At 48.5% G+C, this 23,720-nt stretch carries 16 protein-coding genes, 1 tRNA gene, 2 CRISPR repeat arrays and 1 riboswitch; of the genes, 6 read left to right on the top strand and 11 right to left on the bottom strand.

The genetic code is table 11. The features are described from left to right. Positions 1-20: 20 nt before the first annotated feature. Positions 21-993: direct repeats of the CRISPR family, unit length 30 nt; unit sequence GTTTCAATCCCTTATAGGTAGGCTACAAAC. Positions 994-1,288: 295 nt separating this feature from the next. Further along, positions 1,289-2,538 (bottom strand): IS3 family transposase gene (locus ACX4JR_RS04945; protein ID WP_476059922.1). Its coding sequence is split into 2 segments (ribosomal slippage): positions 1,289-2,229 and positions 2,229-2,538, totalling 1,251 coding nucleotides; the frame shifts between segments, so codons are not numbered across the junction. A gap of 93 nt (positions 2,539-2,631) precedes the next feature. Further along, a CRISPR array of direct repeats spans positions 2,632-5,187; the repeat unit is 30 nt; unit sequence GTTTCAATCCCTTATAGGTAGGCTACAAAC. A 438-nt stretch (positions 5,188-5,625) separates the two neighbouring features. On the opposite strand from ACX4JR_RS04945, the gene ACX4JR_RS04940 reads away from it, so the two are divergent. Then, positions 5,626-5,865: a hypothetical protein gene (locus ACX4JR_RS04940; protein ID WP_476059921.1), complete on the top strand. Its 240-nt coding sequence runs from the start codon at positions 5,626-5,628 to the stop codon at positions 5,863-5,865. 40 nt (positions 5,866-5,905) lie between these two features. Here ACX4JR_RS04940 and ACX4JR_RS04935 read toward each other — a convergent pair whose 3' ends face one another. Further along, the gene (locus ACX4JR_RS04935) at positions 5,906-6,532 is read right to left on the bottom strand and encodes an EcsC family protein (RefSeq protein ID WP_476059920.1); all 627 of its coding nucleotides are present in this window, start codon (positions 6,530-6,532) and stop codon (positions 5,906-5,908) included. Between the two features lie 105 nt (positions 6,533-6,637). Here ACX4JR_RS04935 and ACX4JR_RS04930 point away from each other — a divergent pair. Next, positions 6,638-6,714, top strand: a tRNA-Ala gene (locus ACX4JR_RS04930). Between the two features lie 57 nt (positions 6,715-6,771). On the opposite strand, the gene pyrE is transcribed toward ACX4JR_RS04930, so the two are convergent. Beyond that, positions 6,772-7,353, bottom strand: coding sequence for an orotate phosphoribosyltransferase (gene pyrE, locus ACX4JR_RS04925; protein ID WP_476059919.1), 582 nt, complete (start codon positions 7,351-7,353; stop codon positions 6,772-6,774). 150 nt (positions 7,354-7,503) lie between these two features. Between pyrE and ACX4JR_RS04920 the strand changes: the two genes are divergently transcribed. Both ACX4JR_RS04920 and fbp read left to right on the top strand, forming a co-directional pair. Next, a complete protein-coding gene (locus ACX4JR_RS04920; protein ID WP_476059918.1) occupies positions 7,504-8,055 on the top strand; it encodes a pyruvate kinase alpha/beta domain-containing protein in 552 nt (183 codons plus the stop codon). Between the two features lie 140 nt (positions 8,056-8,195). Then, positions 8,196-9,302 (top strand): fructose-1,6-bisphosphate aldolase/phosphatase, encoded by a 1,107-nt coding sequence (gene fbp, locus ACX4JR_RS04915; protein WP_476059917.1) that lies wholly within the window; start codon positions 8,196-8,198, stop codon positions 9,300-9,302. Between the two features lie 58 nt (positions 9,303-9,360). Here fbp and cobT read toward each other — a convergent pair whose 3' ends face one another. The 3 genes from cobT to ACX4JR_RS04900 all read right to left on the bottom strand — a co-directional run bounded on the left by cobT (position 9,361) and on the right by ACX4JR_RS04900 (position 12,392). Continuing rightward, positions 9,361-10,431 (bottom strand): nicotinate-nucleotide--dimethylbenzimidazole phosphoribosyltransferase, encoded by a 1,071-nt coding sequence (cobT, locus tag ACX4JR_RS04910; protein WP_476059916.1) that lies wholly within the window; start codon positions 10,429-10,431, stop codon positions 9,361-9,363. 91 nt (positions 10,432-10,522) lie between these two features. Continuing rightward, positions 10,523-10,729, bottom strand: a riboswitch (cobalamin riboswitch). Between the two features lie 53 nt (positions 10,730-10,782). Then, complete coding sequence (gene fni / locus ACX4JR_RS04905; RefSeq protein WP_476059915.1) at positions 10,783-11,868, bottom strand: type 2 isopentenyl-diphosphate Delta-isomerase; 1,086 nt, start codon at positions 11,866-11,868, stop codon at positions 10,783-10,785. Beyond that, positions 11,868-12,392, bottom strand: coding sequence for a ferredoxin domain-containing protein (locus ACX4JR_RS04900; RefSeq protein ID WP_476059914.1), 525 nt, complete (start codon positions 12,390-12,392; stop codon positions 11,868-11,870). Before ACX4JR_RS04900 ends, fni begins: the two co-directional genes overlap by 1 nt. A gap of 205 nt (positions 12,393-12,597) precedes the next feature. On the opposite strand from ACX4JR_RS04900, the gene ACX4JR_RS04895 reads away from it, so the two are divergent. Beyond that, positions 12,598-14,940, top strand: a complete 2,343-nt coding sequence (locus ACX4JR_RS04895; protein ID WP_476059913.1) for a transglycosylase domain-containing protein — start codon at positions 12,598-12,600, stop codon at positions 14,938-14,940. A gap of 24 nt (positions 14,941-14,964) precedes the next feature. Continuing rightward, positions 14,965-15,381 carry a secondary thiamine-phosphate synthase enzyme YjbQ gene (locus ACX4JR_RS04890; protein ID WP_476059912.1) on the top strand — a complete coding sequence of 139 codons (417 nt, stop codon included), beginning with the start codon at positions 14,965-14,967 and terminating at the stop codon, positions 15,379-15,381. Between the two features lie 46 nt (positions 15,382-15,427). Here the strand turns inward: ACX4JR_RS04890 and ACX4JR_RS04885 are convergent, their stop codons facing one another. Genes ACX4JR_RS04885 through polX form a run of 5 tightly spaced genes read right to left on the bottom strand, consistent with a single transcriptional unit; the run spans position 15,428 to position 23,682 of the window. Continuing rightward, positions 15,428-17,788: an endonuclease MutS2 gene (locus ACX4JR_RS04885; protein WP_476059911.1), complete on the bottom strand. Its 2,361-nt coding sequence runs from the start codon at positions 17,786-17,788 to the stop codon at positions 15,428-15,430. 38 nt (positions 17,789-17,826) lie between these two features. Next, positions 17,827-20,364: a U32 family peptidase gene (locus ACX4JR_RS04880; RefSeq protein ID WP_476059910.1), complete on the bottom strand. Its 2,538-nt coding sequence runs from the start codon at positions 20,362-20,364 to the stop codon at positions 17,827-17,829. 16 nt (positions 20,365-20,380) lie between these two features. Then, positions 20,381-21,334: an NGG1p interacting factor NIF3 gene (locus tag ACX4JR_RS04875; RefSeq protein ID WP_476059909.1), complete on the bottom strand. Its 954-nt coding sequence runs from the start codon at positions 21,332-21,334 to the stop codon at positions 20,381-20,383. A 31-nt stretch (positions 21,335-21,365) separates the two neighbouring features. Continuing rightward, positions 21,366-21,968, bottom strand: coding sequence for a DNA-3-methyladenine glycosylase (locus tag ACX4JR_RS04870; protein ID WP_476059908.1), 603 nt, complete (start codon positions 21,966-21,968; stop codon positions 21,366-21,368). Continuing rightward, complete coding sequence (polX, locus tag ACX4JR_RS04865) at positions 21,961-23,682, bottom strand: DNA polymerase/3'-5' exonuclease PolX (RefSeq protein WP_476059907.1); 1,722 nt, start codon at positions 23,680-23,682, stop codon at positions 21,961-21,963. The genes ACX4JR_RS04870 and polX overlap by 8 nt, the downstream gene beginning before the upstream one ends. Between the last annotated feature and the right edge of the window lie 38 nt (positions 23,683-23,720).

Here is a 23,720-nt window from a genome sequence, read left to right as displayed (position 1 = left end):
AAACTGACCAAACCATTCATGTTTCAATCCCTTATAGGTAGGCTACAAACCCTATGCCTATGTTCCGGACCCGGGCAAGCCGTCCACCGTTTCAATCCCTTATAGGTAGGCTACAAACTAATTGATTCTGAACGGCGTCTCTTCAGAATTATCTTGTTTCAATCCCTTATAGGTAGGCTACAAACCGCTTCTGGCGGGAGTGGTAGTTATTATGCTGGTGGGTTTCAATCCCTTATAGGTAGGCTACAAACGCTGTTGGTGACCTGGCCGTTCGGCCTAAGAATCTTGAGTTTCAATCCCTTATAGGTAGGCTACAAACCAGGTACAAATACCTTACCAGCCTCATTTTCTCCCGTGTTTCAATCCCTTATAGGTAGGCTACAAACGCTGTTGGTGACCTGGCCGTTCGGCCTAAGAATCTTGAGTTTCAATCCCTTATAGGTAGGCTACAAACCAGGTACAAATACCTTACCAGCCTCATTTTCTCCCGTGTTTCAATCCCTTATAGGTAGGCTACAAACGTCTTTGATTAATTCCCTCATCCACACCCCCCCTACTGTTTCAATCCCTTATAGGTAGGCTACAAACTCAGAGCGCGTATCCCTCCGGCAACTACATGGCTGTGTTTCAATCCCTTATAGGTAGGCTACAAACTTTTCTACATGGATGGGGCCGTTAAAAATACGATTCATGTTTCAATCCCTTATAGGTAGGCTACAAACCCCTACATCGGCGGGCGCAGCGCCAGCGGGGACGGGTTTCAATCCCTTATAGGTAGGCTACAAGCTGTGTTTTACCCTCACGTGGGTTGCTAATTTCTGCGTTGTCTGTTTCAATCCCTTATAGGTAGGCTACAAGCAATCAGGAAAGTGATAAGGAGGTTTAATAATGCTAAAGTTTCAATCCCTTATAGGTAGGCTACAAGCTGCAATTCGGCCACTGGGAGTTTGCTGAGGACATGGAGTTTCAATCCCTTATAGGTAGGCTACAAGCACAGCATGTATCATCACCTGGCACCGGGTTGACCCCCTAAAATTGGACAATTAGTCTTACATACTTCCAGTTTTTAAAAAAACTCGTGAAATTGCATTAAGCGGCGGCCTTGACTGCCACCCTGCACGTGGTTGGAAAGAAACCGCCGACGGGGCGGCTCCGGGGAACATGTAATCATGAGGTATCGTACATCCCGTCGATCAAAAAATTATACCACGCGCGGGGACCCCGGCTGTCAAGGCTTCCCTTCGGCGCCGCTTAAAACCTCAAGGGCTCACCAAGGAACATGCTGTTTTTATACTTTAACCGGCTTCAGTTCCAATTGTTTTTCCCGCAGCATCTCGTAGCATTCTGCCGGTGCCAGGTAATTTGTAGCTGAGTGAATGCGAACCTTGTTATAGAACTGAATGTAGTTGCTAACAACTTGATACGCTTCAGCATAGCTGGAAAATTCATACCGGGATAAGCATTCCTCCTCTAAGATTGCGTGAAAGGCTTCGATGTGAGCGTTTAAATTAGGCGTTTTAAAGGGTGTCCTCTCATGCTCTATATTCAACTCTAAGCATGTCCCTTCAAAGAGGTTGCTGATAAATTGCGGGCCGTTGTCGGACCGAATAACCGGCTTTTGCTTGGACGTAAAAAGCTGCCGTTTTAACAGTGCTCTTTTCAGGGTGATTGCAGCATCTCTTGCCTCACATGATAACCCTATATGATAGTCAACAATGCAACGGTCAAATACGTCTATAATGGGCATAATGAAAAAGAACCTGTTCTCGCCGGCAATGTAACCATATTTCACGTCAACTTCCCACAACTGGTTGGAAACGGTAACGATCCGGTTGCGGGCCAGCTTTTTGGGGTGCTTTCTTTTCACTTTCCTCTGCGGTCGCAGTATTTTTAGTTCTTTGCAGAGGCGGTAAACTTTTTTCTTATTAATTAGCAAGTTATATTTTTTACGCAGGCAATGGGTTAATTTTACATACCCGTAGGCGACACCTTCAGCGACAATAAGCTCACAAAGCCATTCCTTAACCTGTTCATTGCTAATTATTTTATTATTTTTTGTTAAGGTATGCCGGGATTTAGGACGGCCACCCGAACGAGTTTCTGACCTGGGTTTGCGATGTAGGTTATAGTAATAGGTGGAACGGCTAATACCAATAATTTTTAAAACCAGTGAAACTTTGTAACCCTTCTGTATCCATTTTTTAGTAACCGCTATTTTATCGGCAAGTGTGGGTTTGTTTTTTTTAATAAATCACGCAAAATGGCAATTTCCAGGTCTTTTTCGCCCAATAACTTCTTTAGCTTTTCGTTTTCTTGCATTATTGTTTTATATTCTTTTGAGGAAGGGTTGTTTCCGTTGTTTTGTAGCTGTCCTTTTTCAGGGTAAAGGGTACCGTATTTTTTATAGGTTCTTACCCACCGGTTGACAAGGGAGGAGGAAATGTCGTGCCGCCGGGCTACGATGGATCCGTTTCCCGTTTCCATAACTTCTTTGACTATTTGCATTTTCATTTCCGGTGTATATTTTCTTCTTGTCATTGAATGCAGCCCCCTATAACTTTAAATTTTAGTAGGGTTAAGACTATCTGTCCAATTCAATTAGGGGGCTAAATAGGCACTGCTGGCCTTGAAGTTTCAATCCCTTATAGGTAGGCTACAAGCCAGGGAGATCTCGGAGATGTCTTTATCAGCAAGGCCGCGTTTCAATCCCTTATAGGTAGGCTACAAGCAATGAAGCCGACCTCATTCTCACCCAGAAGGACCTGTTTCAATCCCTTATAGGTAGGCTACAAGCCCGCATCATACCCGGGCTTGTGTATCCGTCCATATGCTTGTTTCAATCCCTTATAGGTAGGCTACAAACTGGAAAAGGTTTTGATTTATCATATTTATTGATTGGGTTTCAATCCCTTATAGGTAGGCTACAAACTGAATACATAGCGCCCGGTACTCCCGTCATGTCCCCTGTTTCAATCCCTTATAGGTAGGCTACAAACGAGGGTGGATTTATACCTGATAACCCGCTTATATACTGTTTCAATCCCTTATAGGTAGGCTACAAACCCGGTGCTTTCGGTGTTATCAACAAAGAGAATGCTGTGTTTCAATCCCTTATAGGTAGGCTACAAACCTCCCGGTTGTCTATGAAAATGGGGGCGTCGAAACCGGTTTCAATCCCTTATAGGTAGGCTACAAACATAAGGAGGCGAAGTAAATGCCGAGCACCATTGTTTGTTTCAATCCCTTATAGGTAGGCTACAAACTAGGTAAAGCTATGCACTCGCTCCCAGGACCGACAAGGTTTCAATCCCTTATAGGTAGGCTACAAACGTGGTTCAACTGGTTACACAACCGAACTTTTAAGAGCTGTTTCAATCCCTTATAGGTAGGCTACAAACCTTGGAATGGGCTGACGAGGCAGGGCGAAAATGATGTTTCAATCCCTTATAGGTAGGCTACAAACTCCTATCTCCCGACGGCCAAGACCGTCATTTTCCGGTGTTTCAATCCCTTATAGGTAGGCTACAAACCCGCTAGTCTATCCCTCCTTTCTTGGAGAGAGTATTGTTTCAATCCCTTATAGGTAGGCTACAAACAATGTGGGCCACCAGCTTAATAACCAGTTTGATAACAAGTTTCAATCCCTTATAGGTAGGCTACAAACGTTGTTTTCGAGCCTTGAACGCAGTACACGGCATATGTTTCAATCCCTTATAGGTAGGCTACAAACCTGGCTATCTTCGCCACTTCTGGATGCATAGATTCGTTTCAATCCCTTATAGGTAGGCTACAAACCCACCGGGCTGCCCCACTCCAACTTACCGTGGTGGCGTTTCAATCCCTTATAGGTAGGCTACAAACGACACCAGGGGTTTGCAAGACAATTCGAGATTATTTGTTTCAATCCCTTATAGGTAGGCTACAAACCTACTCAATATGGTGGAGATACGGTAGTCACTGCATCGTTTCAATCCCTTATAGGTAGGCTACAAACGATTTAAAAGAATGGGTATATGATTTTTTAGATACATGTTTCAATCCCTTATAGGTAGGCTACAAACTGAACTTTATTGTCTTTGGCAAGGAGTACCAATACCAGTTTCAATCCCTTATAGGTAGGCTACAAACCTCTCCTGATTCTATTGAAGATCAGATTGATTACTCGTTTCAATCCCTTATAGGTAGGCTACAAACCAAGTGGTGATCGTTGTGAATGAATACATCCTTAGCTGTTTCAATCCCTTATAGGTAGGCTACAAACAACAGTATTGCACAAAATTATGGCCGGGAACATCCACGTTTCAATCCCTTATAGGTAGGCTACAAACTACTGAACAATTATTATCAACTTCTTCTTTTTCTCGTTTCAATCCCTTATAGGTAGGCTACAAACATACTGTAACCCACCGCGGTAAACTCCAGTACCGGCGTTTCAATCCCTTATAGGTAGGCTACAAACGTATCTCTACCGTTGCGTCTGGCACCGTATCACTTTGTTTCAATCCCTTATAGGTAGGCTACAAACTAGGGAAGATCTTGTATACCAATCAGGAAATTCTGAGTTTCAATCCCTTATAGGTAGGCTACAAACTCAAGTACCCGGAGATTAAATTCAGGGAGGTTTGAGGTTTCAATCCCTTATAGGTAGGCTACAAACTGAGTAAGAAAACCCATATTATTATCCACCACAGCGGTTTCAATCCCTTATAGGTAGGCTACAAACCGAGCTTTGTTCTTTTTATTACGCCGTCTTTTACGAGTTTCAATCCCTTATAGGTAGGCTACAAACGGTGTTGGCGGCGTGCTTACTTTTCAGCTTGTCAGTGTTTCAATCCCTTATAGGTAGGCTACAAACTTCTTCCCGGGGAATGGCATATATAATCATTGCTGAGTTTCAATCCCTTATAGATAGGCTACAAACCTTGTGGCAAGGCGGTTTTTAAGTTCTTGATAGAGCTGTTTCAATCCCTTATAGGTAGGCTACAAACTTAGCTGCGCATTGAGGATTTAAGCCCATGAACAACGGTTTCAATCCCTTATAGGTAGGCTACAAACAAATAACAATGGACACATATTCTCATGTTACCCCGTGTTTCAATCCCTTATAGGTAGGCTACAAACTGGCCAGGTGATAAGCCTGATTGTAAGCGAGGCGGAGTTTCAATCCCTTATAGGTAGGCTACAAACCCATTTTACCCCAGTATTTATCCTATTTCAAGCTAAACACGAATATTTTAGTATTGATTATAACTTACTTCTCCCCAATTGCAAAAATCCAGCCCACATCAGGTTTTCGAATCAAAATGAAATGTCGTCGATCCCCGGAGTTTTTTGCGCTACCGGAGATCGACGACATTTCGGACATGCAGCTTTACAATAAGTTATCAAAGCCACTCTTCTCTATTCCCAGCGTTTCCTTTTTCAAATATTTCGTGATACGCAGAAATTCACTGTCAGGAAAAATATAAAGGGCTTGTTTCATGTTCAGCAAAACTCCCTGCAGTAATCTCAAGGCTCACCTACGCGGGCCTTATTCATTTATATTTAGACAAATTTACACCCTTAACAAATTATGGTTATTTATTTATAATATGGAAAGGGAGAATCATGAAGGGAGGTATCTCTTTGGCCAAGGTGCTTAAGGAAGGTGCTTCATTTAGCCAGCGGGATGTGTTGGACATATTATCTGAGTTTTCTGCTTTTAAAGACAGGGTAGAAAAAAAATTTAAAGACCTGGCAAAGGAACTGGAAGGGAAAGCCAATGAACATGACCTGTGGGTCAACCTGTATTTAATATCCTCGGATTATGCCGAAGAACAATACAATAAAAGGCAGAAACATGAAAACATACAAAAAGTATCTTGAATCATTCCCCTGGATAAGCAGGGGCTTCTTCTTTTAGACTTTAATTAATTATATCCCACTCTACATCAATTGTTTCCTTATCCCATTTGTTCTCTTTCTGCAACCGGTAATAATTCGCTGCCCAGTAGCCAATCTTTTTACATATAAAATAATTTATGGTACCGGCAATTCCCGCCCCAATAAGCGGGATCATCCTTAGTGCAACCCTAGGAGTACTTCGGATGCCCAGGGAAAGTAATATTTGCTGAACTATTTTTACCATGGCCCGGTTGCCCATTTGAGAAACAGATATACGGCTAACGGTTTTACTGACAGCATCTGCACCTACGGCAGATGCAAAAACCCATACTGCCTCCCGGGACAGTCCTTTATGATAAAGATTACGCCCGTGGATAGCAGCCACTTCCATTATCATACGCATCATGAAGTAAGTTACCAGCGATATATCAAGGGCGATGCCACCTAAAAGCGTGATCAGAGTACCTACCACGGGAAAAATGGCAGGAAGAGTAGTTATAGTTCCACTGATGGCGCATAAAAGACTTCTTTCTTTTATAACCAACTCAGAAAGTTCCTCATCACTTAAACCAGGATTATCCCGTCTCAAACTCCGCACCTTTTTTTCCACATCAACAGGATTAATAAATCTTAATAGGTTAAAAAACAAGATGACATCCTCCCTTAAAGATTAAATACTTTTTTATTAAAACCTTGAATATTTAACGGTTGGGAGTTAAAATATGTGTATGAGGCTTAAAACTTAATATTTATTGGGGGCGTAGCTCAGCTGGGAGAGCGTCTGGTTCGCATTCAGAAGGTTCGTGGGTTCGAGTCCCATCGCCTCCACCAGTAAATTTAAATCTTCCGGGACGTTGGCTTTTAGAGTCGGTCCCGGGAGTTTTTTTATCAAAGACTTATACCAAAGTCCCTGGCTGTAAATATAGGGTCAACTTTAATACCCATTCTTTCAATTTTCTCCGTTCCGCCTTCCAGGCGATCAACCAGCGGAATTACCTTTACTACCTCACAGCCCGCATCTTTAACTGCTTCCACGGCTTTTAAGGCAGAGCCGCCGGTGGTAATAACATCCTCCACAATGACCACCCTGTCTCCGGGATTTAAGGGAGGACCCTCTATGCGCCTCTTCTTTCCGTGTCCCTTGGCTTCCTTGCGCACAATAAAGGTTTTGATGTCCAGCCCCAGCGGGTATGCCAACGCGGCAACAGCACCGGCGATAGGGTCGGCACCCAGAGTAAGTCCTCCTACTGCCTGAATATTATCTTCCTTTATTTTACGTATAATTATTTTACCCAACAAAAACGCGCCCTGAGGGTATAGGGTCACCTGCTTGCCGTCAAAATAATAGTTACTGGTTTTGCCGGATGTCAGGGTGACGGTGCCAAACTCGAGGGCCCGTTCCTTTAAAAGCTCCAATAATTTTCGGCGGTCTTCCTCAATACTGGATTTAAACATATCCATTATAACCATTTTGCTTCACTCCTTGTCCGGTAATTTTAAAAGGATTTTCACATAATTATCCCGCCCTGTCAAATAGTTTATAATCCCCAGCCCGTTAGTTGCTACCACATGTTAATTTAGTTAAAATAAGGATGAAATTGTATGAAAGGGGATTGATTTATGTATTGGAAAAGCAAAGGACCTGAAAACACCGATAATACTATTCAGCTTGCCCTCAAGAGGGCCCGGGAATTAGGGATACGCCATGTGGTTGTGGCCTCGAGCACCGGAAAAACGGCTTTAAAGGTCGCCGGTGCCGCCGGTGATATAAATGTTTGCTGTGTAACTTATCACGTTGGTTTTGACGGCCCCGGCAAGGAACGCATGCCGGCAGATGTAAAAGCACAGCTGGACCAAAGGGGTGTTAAGCGCCTGACCACCACCCACTTGCTGGCCGGTGTTGACCGGGCCGTTCGCAACAAATTCGGCGGAGTGTACCCCTCGGAAATAATGGCCCAAACATTGAGAATGCTTGGCCAGGGGGTTAAGGTTTGTGTAGAGATATCCGGCATGGCACTGGACGCCGGCTTAATTCCTTACGGGGAGGAAATTGTAGCCATAGCGGGCTCCAGTTCGGGAGCCGATACCGCAGTGGTGATTCAACCCGCCCATTCCAATTACTTCTTTGATACCAAGGTTAAAGAAATTATCTGTAAACCAAGGGAATTCTAGTATTATGACATATTATTGAAAAGTATGTCGGATTAATGATGATTTACCGCCTAATAGGACAAAAATTTTGCTTCAATTAGAAGGGAATGAGAACATAAAATAGAAAAAGTATATATTACTTTTTCTATAAGGAGGTCACTATGGGTAAAAAAATAACACTAACAGTAATCAAAGCTGATATTGGTGGTTTTGTGGGCCATTCCAGTGTTCACCCCGAGGTGCTGGAAAAAGCGCGCGGTATGCTCTCTGGCAATCCTCTCCTTATAGACTCTTATGTCACCCACGTGGGAGATGATATCAACCTGATTATGACCCACGAGGGAGGACGTAATAACGGAGAAATACACCAGCTGGCATGGGATACCTTCCAGGCTTGCACCGAAGTGGCCAAGCGTTTAAAGTTATACGGTGCGGGGCAGGACCTTCTTTCCGATGCCTTTTCGGGTAACATCAAAGGAATGGGGCCCGGGGTGGCGGAAATGGAGTTCGAGGAGCGTACCAGCGAGCCCGTGGTTATATTCATGGCGGATAAAACAGAGCCCGGAGCATGGAACCTGCCCCTCTACAAAATATTCGCCGACCCGTTTAATACAGCTGGACTGGTAATTGACCCCAAAATGCATAACGGATTTAAGTTCGATGTGCGTGACCTCATTAAAAACCGAAAAGTAATGTTCTCATGTCCCGAAGATATTTACGACATGCTGGTATTCATAGGAGCTCCCGGGAGATTCTGTATTAAGCGGGTTTTCCACCGGGACAGCGGAGATATTTGTGCTGTCAGCAGTACCCAGCGTTTGAACTTGATGGCCGGGCGCTACGTGGGCAAGGATGACCCGGTTTTGATTGTAAGGTGCCAGAGCGGATTCCCTGCCGTGGGCGAGGTCCTTGAGCCCTTTGCCAATCCTCACCTGGTATCCGGGTGGATGCGGGGATCCCACTCGGGCCCCTTGATGCCGGTGGGAATGAACCAGTGCACACCCACACGGTTCGACGGCCCCCCGCGGGTAGTAGCCCTGGGATTCCAACTTGCCGATGGTATACTTCACGGTCCCCAGGATTTCTTTGCTGACCCGTCCTACGACAAAGCCCGGGAAAAAGCAAATGAAATCGCCCAATACTTGCGCAGCTTGGGCCCCTTCGAGCCACACCGCCTGCATTTGGATGAAATGGAATACACAACCCTACCGCAAGTTACGGAAAAACTTAAATCCAGATTTGAAGACCTTCGCAAACCAAGTAGTTAACTGGCAGGTAAAAATGCTGATAAAAGGCAGCCCTTGCATTAGGGCTGCCTTTTTACGCTTACTTTAAAATCTTATCTTCTTCTAAATCCATAACGTTAGCCTCGGCAAAGGTAGCCATTTCATTAAGTATCCTGCAGGCAGCATCAACCAAGTTCATGGCCAGCACAGCCCCGGTACCTTCTCCCAACCGCATATTCATGTACAGCATGGGCTTTAAACCCAAATGTTCCAGCATCAATTTATGCCCGGGCTCCGCGGACAGGTGAGATGCAATCATGTAATCCCTGCACTTGGGCTCAATGGCCGCGGCCACCAGGGCGGCAGCCGTAGAAATAAACCCGTCTAAAAGAACGGGAACCCGGCAGGCGGCAGCACCCAGGATAACACCGGTTAAGCCGCCGATTTCAAGGCCTCCCACTTTGGACAACACATCCAGGCCATCCTCCGGATCCGGCCTGTTAACCTCCAGCGCCCTGATCACCGCTTCACGTTTTCTGGCCAGCACATCGTCATTTACCAGTGTACCCCTGCCGGTAACCTCATCTGCAGTATATCCACCCAGGGCGGCTAAAATAGCACTGCTGGGAGTAGTGTTGCCAATTCCCATATCACCGGTTGCCAAAATGGTTGCACCTTGGCTGATTTCTGTTTTTGCCAATTCAATTCCCACTTCTACAGCCTGCACCGCCTCATCCCTGGCCATAGCCGGCCCTCTGGATATATTACCGGTACCAGGCCTCACTTTGCGAGAAATTACCCCGGGTATGTTTACAGGCCCCTTTACGCCTACGTCCACTACAACCAACCTTACCCCGGCCTGCCGGGCCAGTACCCCTATGCCGGCAACTCCCCGGACAAAATTGGGAAGCATCTGCCTGGTAATCTCCTGGGGCGCGGCACTTACCCCTTCTTCCACTACGCCGTGATCACCGGCCATCAATATTACTGATTTTCCTCCCACCATTGGCCGGGGATGTCCCGTTATACCGGCCATCTTTGCGGCCAATTCCTCGAGCATTCCCAGGCTACCTGGGGGTTTAATAAGGTTATCCAGCCTTTCCTTTGCCTTTTCCATGGCACCGTGGTCCAAACTAACAATGGATTGGATAGTTTTATTTAGCAGTTCCATTTTTTAAAGCCTCCCCTTTAACAAAATTAAAAGTCCACGACCTTAAAAGGCCGTGGACTTTACCATCATCCACTGCAGCGCCCTTTCCCGCAGGGCTATCCCCAAGCAGGCAGGTCTCCTGGCTTCCGGGCTTCGCACCCTGCCGCCTTCCCGGCACGGCAGTGGCACACTCTCGTGCCTTCCCGCTCGCGCCAGTGGCATAATGGCGGGCACTTCCCGGTTACAGTGGCGGGACCGCTCAGGATTCTCACCTGATTCCCTATTCTCCCCGAAGGGCACCTGCTGGGCATAAGTGTTTTTAAATTTTGTTCTATGCCTTTGGGGAAAAATCCTCCTTTAATTCAAAATTTTTTACCTGCAGGCATACCGGTTTATATCTATTCCCCGCCGCATGAGCCACTGGGCCGTCATACCTGTAATAACCAACTGTTTGGTTCGCAACATATCCAGGCGCCCTGTGCCCAGCGCCATCATTATACTCCGCAGGCCCGTCTTCATTTCCTCAATATATTCTACCAGGCCCTCAGTCCCGCGTTCCATCAAGATCTGCAAAAAGGGCCTCGCTATCCCCACCAATCCGGCCCCCGCCACCAGAGCCTTGGCCACATCGCCTGCCGAGCGGATACCGCCGGAAGCAATAATTTCCACATTCCCCGAAACGCTTAGCGCCTCCAATAAAGCCGGTGCTGTCGGTATTCCCCAATCCAAAAGGGGGACATCAGACTTTCCCCGCCGTCGTCCTTCAATGGCGGCAAAATTTGTACCCCCGCGGCCGCCAATATCCAGGTACTTTACCCCCATATCAGCCAAAGACTTTACCGTCTCACGGCTCATGCCAAACCCCACTTCTTTAACTATAACCGGCACGGGCAACTCGCCCACCAGGCGGGCTATATTATCCATTACACCCCTGAAGTCCACGTCTCCTTCGGGCATGCTGAGTTCCTGGGCCACGTTCAAATATAACTGTATACCGTCCGCCTGCACCATTTCCACCGCTTCCAGAGCATCCTCGAGACGGCACCCCGCATCTAAATTCGCCAGCACCACTCCGCCGGGATTTTTTTCCCGCATAATCGTATATGTTTTCCTTACACCGGGATTTTCCAGGGCCGCCCGCTGGGAGCCCACTGCAACGGCAATTCCCGTACGGGACGCCACCTCACCCAGGGCAGCATTAATCTCCAATACATCCGGATGCCCGCCGGTCATGGCATTAATTAAAAGAGGGGCCCTTAATTTTTTACCGAGAAACAAGCACGTGCAGTCAACCTGTTCCAGCCGCAATTCCGGCACCGCGCAGGGAACCAAAAAAAGGTCGGCAAATCCCGTTGACCCGGTATCTTCCAATTCCAGGGCATAATATACGTGCTCTATTTTACGTTTTTGTCGTAAAATTATAACCGCCTCCGAATCCAGGATACTTCTTCCCGGCATTACTTGGCCTGCCGGTCGAAATAAATGTTTTTACTGGTTGCGGAAATGGGAATGGCCACCACTATGGAGCCCTTGACAAGACCCATTTTCCTGGCCACCACTGCCGGGCGATACATAATCCTGTTATCTACATTCAGTATACTTGCTGTTTTTACAGCGGAACCCAAGGCAATTCCCACATCCAGGACACGCCAGGCACATAACGGCCCTTCAAACTCAGGACCTTCATTACTTTTCAGGTCATCGCAACGCTCATAGCCACATGCCCCGCAATTAAGCCCTAAAGGCTTGTTTTCTTTAAGGGAAATAAAAACCACCGCGTCGGAGTTTCTTACATTTTCAGCATCCCGGTCAAAATTTCCCTTGCCGGATTCCCTGCCGAATTTATGCATTTCATCCGCCAGGTGCTGCAGGTCTTCCCCGGAAATTATCTTTATATCCACATAATCCTGTCCCAGGCTCTTGGGAGCAGTTTTTGCGGCCACCGCCATCAGTTCGGCCACTGTTTTCATAACGTTACCCACATTTACACCTCCGGAAATCGCGGCAATAATAATTTTTTCTACAAAATATTATCATTAGGGTTACCTGCAGTCAAACTTAACCTTAAATACCATTTAAAATCACAAGAGCTGCATTTAAACCTGACGTGTAGCTAAAAATTTTAAAACCAGTATGATATAATGCATGTAAACTTCATTTTATCCAACCAAAAGGGGGAACCGCCCTTTGGCAAGGCGAAACAAAAAGCGAAAAATCAAATGGGGCAGATTAATTTTAATATTAGTTCTCTTTGTTTTTCTTGCAGGAACCGGAGCGGCAGCTGGCCTGGTGGCCGTCAGTATACGGGACCTCCCAACCTTTGACCCGGGTGCCCTGGTACCGGCAAATGCCACCAGGATTTACGATAAGGATGGAAATTTGATCGCGAAAATTGGCGTAGAAAATAGAACTTCGGTAAGCCTCAATGAAGTACCGGATGTGGTAAAAGAGGCTTTTCTGGCCGCTGAAGATCATAATTTTTATAACCACTACGGAATCAGCTTGAAGGCTATGTTAAGGGCCGCCTGGAATGACATATTGCACCGGGATATCGTGCAGGGAGGGAGTACCATCACTCAACAACTGGTAAAATTATCCTTCCTTACTCCTGAACAAACTTTTAAACGTAAAATTCAAGAAGTTCTGCTGGCCTTTAAAATGGAACACCATTTTTCCAAGGATGAAATCTTTGAAATGTACCTGAACAGAATATACCTGGGAGAAGGAGCTTACGGGGTTCAAGCCGCAGCCCAAACATACTTTAACAAAGACATTAAGGATGTTACCTCATTAAATGAGGCAGCTACTCTGGCCGCTCTGCCCAAAGCCCCGAGCGTTTATTCTCCCTTCCAGAACTATGAGGCCGCAAAATCACGCAGGAATTTAATCCTTGACAATATGGTTAAATATGGATTTGCCAGTGCGGAAAAAGCTTCCAAAGCTAAACAAGAGGAAATTCCCCTGCGGAAAGGCGAGCCAGAAGAAAGCAGGTACCCGTACCCTTATTTTGTTGATTACGTTATTAATAAGCTGGTACAAAAATATGGGGAAGAAATGGTTTTTAAAGGAGGACTGGAGGTTTATACCACCCTTGACCCTAAGATTCAAGCCGTTGTTGAAAAAGCCATGGCCAATCCCAATAACTTCCCGGCCTCCCAAAGAGATGCCAGCGGTATATTGCAGCCCCAGGGGGCCATGGTAATTTTGGACCCCTCAAACGGCGCCATAAGAGCCCTTGCGGGGGGGAGGGAACACTCGCACAAAAGGGGATTAAACCGGGCAACAATCCCCCGCCAGCCGGGCTCCGCCTTCAAGCCAATTATTGCCTACGGGCCCGCCATTGAAATGGGGGGTATGGGACCGGCATCGGTAATCGATGATGTCCCGGTAAAATATGGTTCGTATACCCCCCACAATTACGACGGCCGCTACCGCGGCCTCATTACCCTGCGCACCGCCCTAACCCATTCGGTTAACGTGGTGGCGGTAAAACTTTTAATGGATCACGTAGGTATACCCGACGCCCTAAAATTTGCCAGCAGGCTGGGCATAAACTTAAATGCCCAGAATCACGGCCCGGCCATGGCCCTTGGCGGGCTGTACAAAGGAGTGACACCCGTACAGCTGGCTGCTGCCTACGGAGCTTTTGCCAACCAGGGAATATACAACAAACCCACGGCCATAATAAAGGTGGTAAGCCCCGACGGTATGGTTGAGGAATATGAGCCGTACCCAGTACAGGCCATGAAACCCACAACCGCCTTCTTAATCACCGACATGCTGAGGTCAGTGGTGACCAGCGGCACGGGCACCGGCGCCAATATTGGCCGGGACATGGCTGGAAAAACCGGAACCACCGATGAGGGTAAGGACATATGGTTTGCCGGCTATACCCCGGACCTGGTAGGCGTAGTATGGATCGGCTATGACAAGCCTACCAGTATGCCCCGGGCTTACGGCGGAACTTACCCCGCCCGGATCTGGCGGGAAGTAATGGGCAGTGTGTATAAAAATATTCCTCCGTACAAAGATATTCGGGATAAGAAGTTCAAAAAGCCAGACGGTATCGTCAGGGCCACCGTGGACAGCAAATCCGGACTGCTGCCGGGGCCCAATACACCGCCCGAACACATGGTTACCGATTACTTTGCCCGGGGGTCCGTACCCACCGAAACAGACAATGTCCACGTACTGGTGGAAGTTTGCCCGGAATCAGGAAAACTGCCTACAGAATATTGTCCCGACCGGATCACAAAAGTCATGTTGAAATTACCTTATAAAGTCCCGGAAATAGTTGAGGATTACGAACTTCGCGTACCAACGGAATTGTGCGACGTGCACGGACCCGATAACCGGCCGCCCCTTCATAACGATGGAGAGTCAGATCTACCGTATTTTTTACCGGAACCCCAAGGCAGCCAACATTTCAATGGAGATAAAGAAAATAAAACAAGGCACGATAAACAAAAAGAGAAACCGGCCAGACAACAAAATAACGATATTGAAATACTTAAACCTGTAGAAGTATAAATGAAAGAGAGGGATAAAGCAATTATGAAGCATTATAGGAAAGAACTCTGGTTCGAAACAAAAACCAGGCGGGCATTTATCAACATTACCCCCGACGTGGAAGAATGCGTAAAAGAAAGTGGCATTAAAGAAGGTTTTGTACTCTGTAACGCCATGCACATTACCGCCAGCGTTTTTATAAACGATGACGAATCCGGGCTGCACCAGGACTTTGAAAACTGGCTGGAAGAACTGGCACCGGAAAAGCCCTACTCCCGTTACCGTCATAATGTAGGTGAAAATAACGCAGATGCCCATTTGAAGCGCACCATAATGGGCAGAGAAGTGGTGGTGGCAATAACGAACGGCAGGCTGGACCTGGGGCCGTGGGAACAAATTTTTTACGGTGAGTTTGATGGAATGAGAAGAAAACGGGTCCTGGTAAAAATCATAGGCGAGTAAAACAAGAAGGGGGTCTGACCTGGAAAACCAGGGCAGACCCCCTTAATTACTTCAATTCTACAACTGTCACGCCAAGGCCTCCCTCTCCATGCTCCCCAAGGCGGTAAGACTTTACCCTCCGGTGGGTTTTCAGCTGTTCGTGGATGGCCGACCGCAGGGCACCTGTTCCCTTCCCGTGTACTATAAATACTTTGTTCAGCCCCGCCAATTCGGCATCATCAAGATACTTATCCAGTTTATCCAGGGCATCGGCGGCCCGCATACCCCTTAAATCCAGCTTGCTCCTTATTTCCCGAACCTTATTTTTAACCAGGCTGGCAACACCAGTGCGAGAGATATCATTATCTTCTTTTTCCAACAACCTTAAATCAGAAAGAGGGAGATTTACTTTAACAATTCCCACCTGAACCTGAACTTCTTTATTGTCACCGGGGTATTCGAGGATAATTCCCTTTTGATTAAACCTGGGAACAAATACTTCCATCCCCGGTTTTACATCCTTTGGAGCCCGGCCTTCACCCTTAGCTTTCTCTTCCTCTTTTTCAGCGTAACGGCCCCGCATTTTCTTAAGCTGTTCCCGGGCACTCTTTATTGCCATTTCACGGTTACGGGCCGTTTCTTCCTCCAGTTGCCTGCGCAGCTGTTTTATTATCTCCTCGGACTCGAGCCTGGCCCTGCGCACTATCTCGCGGGCCTCATTCCGGGCTTTTTCTAAAATCTCCTGCCGGCGGGATTCCAGTTCTTCTTCCTGCCGGCGGTACCGTTCCCTTAATATGTCCGCCTCGCGCCTGAGTTCTTCCGCAGCGGCCCGCTCGGCCTCGGCCCGGTGTTTGGCAATTTCCAGGTCGTGCATAAGTTCCGCGACTTCAACCTGTTCTTTGGTCATAAAATTTTTGGCTCTCTTAACTATCGCCTCATCCAGTCCCAGGCGCCGGGCAATTTCAAAGGCATTGCTCCGCCCGGGCTTACCGAGGAGCAAGCGATAGGTGGGCCTCAAAGTAACAGGATCAAACTCCACGCTTGCATTTTCCACCCGCTCCCGGGTGTAGGCAAATTCCTTCAGTTCGCTATAATGGGTGGTGGCAATGGTACGTGCACCGGAATTATGCAAGTATTCCAAAATTGACTGGGCCAAAGCGGCCCCTTCCGCAGGATCGGTGCCCGCTCCCAACTCATCCAGGAGTATGAGGCTCCCGGGCCCCGCCCGGCTTATAATCCCCACAATATTACTCATGTGGGAAGAAAAAGTGCTCAAGGATTGCTCAATACTTTGTTCATCCCCGATATCGGCAAAGACCTGGTCGAAAACTCCTATAACAGTACCCTCACCGGCGGGAATATGTAGTCCCGCCTGGGCCATCAGCACCAGTAATCCTACGGTTTTTAAGGTCACGGTCTTGCCGCCGGTATTGGGGCCGGTTATTACCAGAATATCAAAATCAATCCCCAGGTGAACATTTATAGGCACCACATCCCCCGGCAGCAGCGGGTGACGCCCCTTTCGTATATCAAGCACAGGCTCGTCTTTAAGCTCAGGCGCCCATGCTCCCAGCTGCTCGCTGTAACGCGCCTTGGCCATAATAAAATCCAATCGCCCCAAACCTTCCAGGGCGCAGAATAATTCACCGGCCTGCCTGGCCACCCCCTCGGTAAGGGATGCCAGGATCTTATAAATTTCCTGCTTCTCCGCCGCCAGCAGGCGGCGTACTTCATTGTTGGCCTCTACCACACCCATGGGCTCCACAAAGACTGTAGCCCCGCTGGCTGATTGATCATGCACTATCCCCGGAATCCGGGCCCGGTGTTCCTGCTTGACCGGCACCACGTAACGTCCTTCCCGCACGGTAATAATGGGATCCTGCAGGTATTTTTGATAATCGGGGGAACGAATAATTTTATCCAAGCGCTCTTTAATTTGCTGCTGGGCCAAAGCCAGCCGCCTCCGTATGGAGGACAGCCGGGGAGAGGCGTTATCTGCTATTTCCCCTCCAGGAAGAATGGCTTTACTTATTTGTTTTTCCAGGGCACTGAAATTGCCGAGCTTTTGGGCAATTTTACCCAGTATGGGATATTTCTCCCTCCGCTCCAGCAGAAAATTCTTTATCCTCCTGCTGGCAGACAGGGTTTTGCCTATATTTTCCAGCTCCTTGGCCTCCAAAACCACTCCACGGGCGGCACGCTTTACCTCATCCCTGATATCGTACCAGCCGCCCATGTCGGCCCCGGGCTCCAGCCTGAGTAATTCCCTGCCCTCGGTGGTTTCAGCCTGCAGGTGCTCTATTTCACCTCTGTCCGTCTTTGGCAAAAGTTCTTCCACCAGTTCCCTTCCCAAAGGAGAACGGGTATGCCCGGCCAATCTTTGCAGTACTTTATCGAATTCCAATCTCTTAAGGTTCCGCTGTTCCATATATCTCCCCGCACCTAATCTATGAATAATAAATTTTGCTACACAACTCCCCTGAAATAATGCCCCTTTGTAAATCCAGCGGGAGTGTACCGTGCCAGTTCATTTTTGGCCCGGTTACTGAAATCCTTTCCGTAAGCACCGCTAAAGAATCTATCCACGGCTTCCCGGTAAATACGTACCACTGCTTCGGCTGATTCGGCATCGCGCAGGCGGGCGTCAATTCGCAAAGCAGATACCCCTGATTCTAAAATCTCACCCATATTTTCAATCATGCACAACTCCCGGGAGTTAAATATATGCATGCGGCAATAATTATCTATTTCCACGGGAAAGATAATACCCTTCCGGTCCCTGAGCCTGGCCCGGCAGTATCCGCAGGGACAGCTGCACGGATCTTTTTCACCATGCCCCCCCAGGACTCCTCCCAGAACACAATAGCTGGATACCATCAGGGGCACCGCCCCTTGCACCAGCACCTCCGCAGAAAAGTTACCCCGCCTGGTAATTTCCCGCACCTGTTTGAAGGTCAGTTCCGGCGAAAGGGTTACCCGGTGCACCTTTTTTTCCAACAAAAAGGCTGCGCTTTGGCTGTTAAATACATTGAGCGAAAAGTCTCCATAAATGGGTAAGGTTCCTTCCCTGCCCGCCAGTTCCAACAAGCCAAGGTTGGAAACCAGCACGCCGTCCAACGGCAGGGAAAATGCCTTTTCCCATAGGGGCTTGAATGCCTGGTACTCCCGGTCGTGCATTATACGGGGGGTGGATAATATAAGCCGCACCCCTTTAGGAATACAAAAGTCCCTGGCATTTTCAATATCCACCGGGGTTACTTTTTTTCTGGACCGGAACCCGTCTCCACCAAAATAAATTTCATCCGCCCCGGCCCGCACCGCCGCCTGCAAAGAGGCCAGATCAGAAACGGCAACGGCCAGGGAAGGAATTTTGTTTTCTTTCTCTTCCCGGCAGGTAGAAATTAGCAGGACCTCATTCAGGTGCCTGCGGAAGACATATTCCGGGGCATCCTCTTTTCGCCTGGCCCGGGCCCGGTTTTCTGACAACTGAGCCAGGGCCCGCCGGCGCACCTCATTTATTTCCCGCACCGGCACCATTACTTCACCCTTAATATCACAGGACAGCTCCTGAAGACTGTAAGGAGTATTTCCCAAGCGGTCCAGCTGCTTTAACAAAAAATCTTCCGTAAGGGGGCGTTTGCGGGCCTCTTCCCCTAAGACCGTGGATATAGCCTCCCCTTTAAATCCCTCGATATCTTTTACTACAATGCGCAGCGGCTTTCCCACGGCAGCGGTAACGGAAAAAGAAACCGGAATTTTTCTCGTTTCCTTTTCCGAAGCATAAGTGCTCCTGGCCTTTTTCATAAGCAGCGTATCATGGGTTTTAAACACCCTATCGCCGGGACGTATATCACCTTTTACTTCTATTTGAACGGTTTCACCCGCCCCGGCCTCCTTTATCTCAATACCCCTTAAAAGAATCCTGTCTACCTCAATGCCCACTCGCCCGCCCCGGGATACCCATACCTCCAGGCCGTCACCCACCCGCAGGGGTATTTCCAGCTTGATTTCCGCCAGCCCTTTCCGCCTGAAATAGTTTTTGACACGTCCCAGGAGCACCCCGCGGTTGTTAGGCCGCTTACAGCTCATCAAATCCCGGCCGGGGCGCCCGTAAATATAGCCAGTAGTAAAATCCCGGTTGAAAATTTGGGCCAGCTCATTTATCTCCTCACCTTTAATATAAAAATTGCCTTCCAAAACTCTATCTATTAAAGCTCTGTAGATACGGGTAACGGTGGCCACGTACTCGGGCCTTTTCATTCTTCCCTCGATTTTAAAAGAATCTACTCCGGCATTAACCAAGTCAGGCAGGTTTGCCGAAAGATTTAAATCCCGGGGGCTTAAAAGGTATTCTCCTGTTTCTTCCGGGGAGGCCAGTACATTACCGGCCTCGTCTTCCAGCCTGTACTGGAGCCGGCAGGGCTGGGCACACAGCCCGCGATTGCCGCTGCGCCCGCCAATCATGCTGGACATGAGGCACTGGCCTGAATAACAAATACAGAGGGCCCCGTGAATAAATACCTCTACTTCTACCCCTGCCCGGTCCTTAATTTCTTTGATTTCCTCCAGGGCAAGTTCCCGGGCCAAAACTATCCTTTTCACTCCGGCATCCCGCAATAACTTTGCGGCAGGTGTGCTGTGCACCGTCATTTGAGTACTGGCATGTAGCTCCAGCCCGGGGACAACCCGCCCGGCCAGCCTGATAAGGCCCAGGTCTTGTACAATTACGGCATCCACCCCGATGTTATGCAGAAACCAGAGAAAATCCGCGGCTTCTTCCATTTCTTCATCGGCAATCAAGGTATTTACCGTAACGTATACCCTTACTCCCCGAATATGAGCGTATTCCACGGCCCTGGCCAGCTCTTCCCGGTTAAAATTGGCGGCCAGCTTCCGAGCACTGAAATTTCGTCCCCCAAGATATACCGCGTCTGCCCCGTTTTGAACGGCGGCCACCAAAGCATCCCATTCTCCTGCAGGAGCCAGCAATTCCGGCTTGGGCATAATTAACCTCCCAACGCTATTTGCGCCGGTACCTTAATAACCCGGCTACTGGAATTATTTCCACACCCCGGGACTCTATTTCGTCCAGCAGGAGGTTCATCCCCAGGGAATCGCTGGCCATGTGCCCGGCAATTATGACATTTATATGGTTCTTTTCCGCCTCTTTACGGTGCTTCTCTCCCATATGCATTACAATAAGCGTGCCCACACCGGCCTGAACGAGCTTGGCATAGGCATCTTCAGATCCGCTGGTGCCGCCGGTCATATCCACAAGTATTTTACCGGCACGGCGTTCCTTACTTCCCACCACAATGGTAGGGCCGGCATTGTATTTCGCCGCCTCCCGGTACTCCGGCAGGGTCTTTAACAGTTTAACAACATCTCCCAGTGTTTCAGGCTTCTTTTCGTCCACCAAGTTTTGCAGGAAAGCAACCACGTGATTGTCCGCCGGTGTATGAATGCTCATAAGAGGTATCCCCAAAACCCGGGCCGCATCCACCGCCCGGTTGTGGTTCAAAGGCAACAGGCCCCTTTTTACCTCGTTAATCCGGGAAGCCATTATACCCTCGGCAACGTTAATGGGCACCCCGTACCGGGCCAGGATATCTTCCTGCAGGTGCATGACGTCATAAAGGGCGGCCAGGGCTTTGCCCTCAGGGTGGTGGGAAATTACCAGGTCCACCGGCTTTCCTTTCTCTCCCAGCCGGTCCGCCAGCAGTATTTCCCCTATTTCCATGTCAATTCCCACCAGCGCCCGCTTAACGTCCTGCTCCGGGTCCCCGAAAAGGATCCGGGTATCGCTGTAAGGATTGACCAGCCGGTCCCGGTCAAATTCCTTTTTTTCATCTTCTTTTAATTCCTCGTATTTTTTCTTTTCCCGGGCCAGTACTTTTTCCACCTGCTCGCGGCCCCTGGGATCGTTATCTATCCCCTTTTGAACTGCAAGCTCGTAAATTTCCCTTATCTTCAACTGAATTCCCCCCTATTCAAATCTTCTTAAACTACTTCCTGGAGACATACTTATTTCCTGCAATGTAAAAGCGTAAAGGCAGGTCGGCACCTTCTTTTATGCCTATTCTGGTGGTGGTGATAATGTTCAGCTCCGGGATATCCCTCGGAGCTACGAAAAGTTTTGGCCCCGTAAGGGCCATCCCGTTATACTCCTTTTTTATTCCCATGGCCTGGACCAGCTTGGCAGGGCCGGAGCAAAGATCCGTCAATTTGTCTTTCCCCCGGCGCTTTTTCATCAAGGGGACTCCCTCCAGGGGCTGAAGGGCGCGGATAAGCACGGCTTCCCCTACTCCCTCCTTTTCGGTAACCACGTTAAAACAATAGTACATGCCGTAAATGAAATAAATATAGGCATGTCCGGGAGGACCGAACATGGGCCGGTTGCGTTTCGTCATGCCCCGGCTGGCGTGACATGCCGGGTCCCCCTGCAAATATGCCTCTGTTTCTACGATTCTACCAACCGACAGTCCCTCCGGTGAACGGTGAACAAGACGGCATCCCAGGAGTTCCCTGGCCACCGTTACGGTATCCCGGCCGAAGAAGGACAGCGGTAGGGGAACCAATTTCTTTTTATCAATAACACCGTTACCCATCAGATCTCCCCAAAAACTTTAGAAGTTCCGGCAGTTCCATGGTGTTCAGAATATTTTCCGGCCCCAGCCAGGCCCGCCGGGCAACGGCCAGACCGTAATTCATTTCATCCATGCGCCTCAAGTCATGGGCATCGGTATCGATTACCAGCTTGACGCCGTACTCTGCCGCCAGGCGGGCGTTATCTTCATTCAAATCCAGGCGGTCGGGAGATGAATTAATTTCCAGGGCGGTATTATTTTCAGCCGCCTTTTCAATTATCTTCTTAACGTCCACCTCGTAGCCTTCCCTGTAGCCCAACAGCCGGCCGGTAAGATGCCCTATTACATTCACATGGGGGTTTTCTATGGCCGCAATTATCCTCCCGGTCATTTTTTCCCGGTCCTGTTTGAAGGCGCTATGGACCGAGGCTATAACAATGTCCATTTCCGCCAGAATTTCATCGGGGTAGTCAAGACTCCCGTCACTTAAAATATCCACTTCAATGCCGGTGAGAATTTTAAAATCCTTTAATTCCTTGTTGAGGGACGCAATATATTCCTGCTGCTGCCTCAATCGCTCAATGGATAATCCCCGGGCAACCTTTAAAGACCGGGAGTGGTCCGTAATGGCAATATAACTGTACCCCTTTTCCCGGGCCCTGGCCACTAGTTCTTCTATGGAATTCCCCCCGTCGCTCCAGTTGGAGTGCACATGGAGATCACCCCGTATGTGTTTTTCCTCCACCAGCTCGGGCAAAGCCCCCGAGCGGGCCAGGGCAATTTCTCCCCTGTCTTCCCGCATCTCCGGGGGAATAAAGGACAGCCCGAGATATTTATAGATATCTTCCTCCGACGAAACAGAAATTTCCTCACCCTTATTATTGAGTAAGCGCGTTTCTTCCAGGGTCATTCCCCTTTGAGCAGCTAAACTCCGCAGGGCAACCCAATGTTCGAAACTTCCCGTGGCCCATACCAGCGCGGGGAAAAAACCGGCAGGGGAAACCGTTAAAACTTCTACGGGAATCCCCCACCGGGACATCAATTTTACCCGCTTGTTGTCCCGGTGCAATATACCAGCCACCAGGGGATGCCTGCTAAAAAATGAAAGCACTTCTTCCGGGGAATAAGTGGCAACCAAAAGGTCCACGTCCTTCACCGTTTCCCGCCAGCGCCGCAGGCTTCCTGCTATGGAGACCTGCCGGACACCGGGGAGGCCCTTTATAAATTCGACGAATTCGCCGGCCAGTTCCCCGGCCACATTTAAAAGAAAACTGCCTTTACTTGCCTTTAGCATTTTTATGTTTTGCAATATCTCAAGCTCGCGCTTGGCCCCCATGCCGGGCAAAGTACGGATTTGCTTTTTACGCGCGGCCTCCTCCAGTTCTGCCAAGGAAGAAACATTCAGTTGTTCGTATAATATCTTCGCCCGCTTCGGCCCCATGCCCGGCACTGCCATAACTTGCAGCATCTCCGGCGGAATTTCTTCCCGCAGGCGCCGCAGCAGCCCGCACTCCCCCGTTTCCAACAGCTCTCCTATCTTTGCCAATATGTTTTTGCCCACGCCCGGCACGTTTTTCAAAGTACCGCTGCGGTACATTTCTTCCACTGAGCCGGTAATTCCCGCCAGCGCCTTGGCAGCCCGCCTGTAAGCCCGTATTTTAAAGAAATCCTCCCCTTTAAACTCCATTAAATCCGCTATTTCCTTCAAAGCCCATACTACTTCTATGTTGCGCACTTAAAAACGCCCCACTTTGCACTTTCTCAATTTAAATT

It is taken from the genome of Desulfofundulus sp. JL263-se, assembly GCF_056316025.1.
Note: the sequence above shows the minus strand (reverse complement) of the source record. Positions and strands in the feature narration are given on the sequence as shown.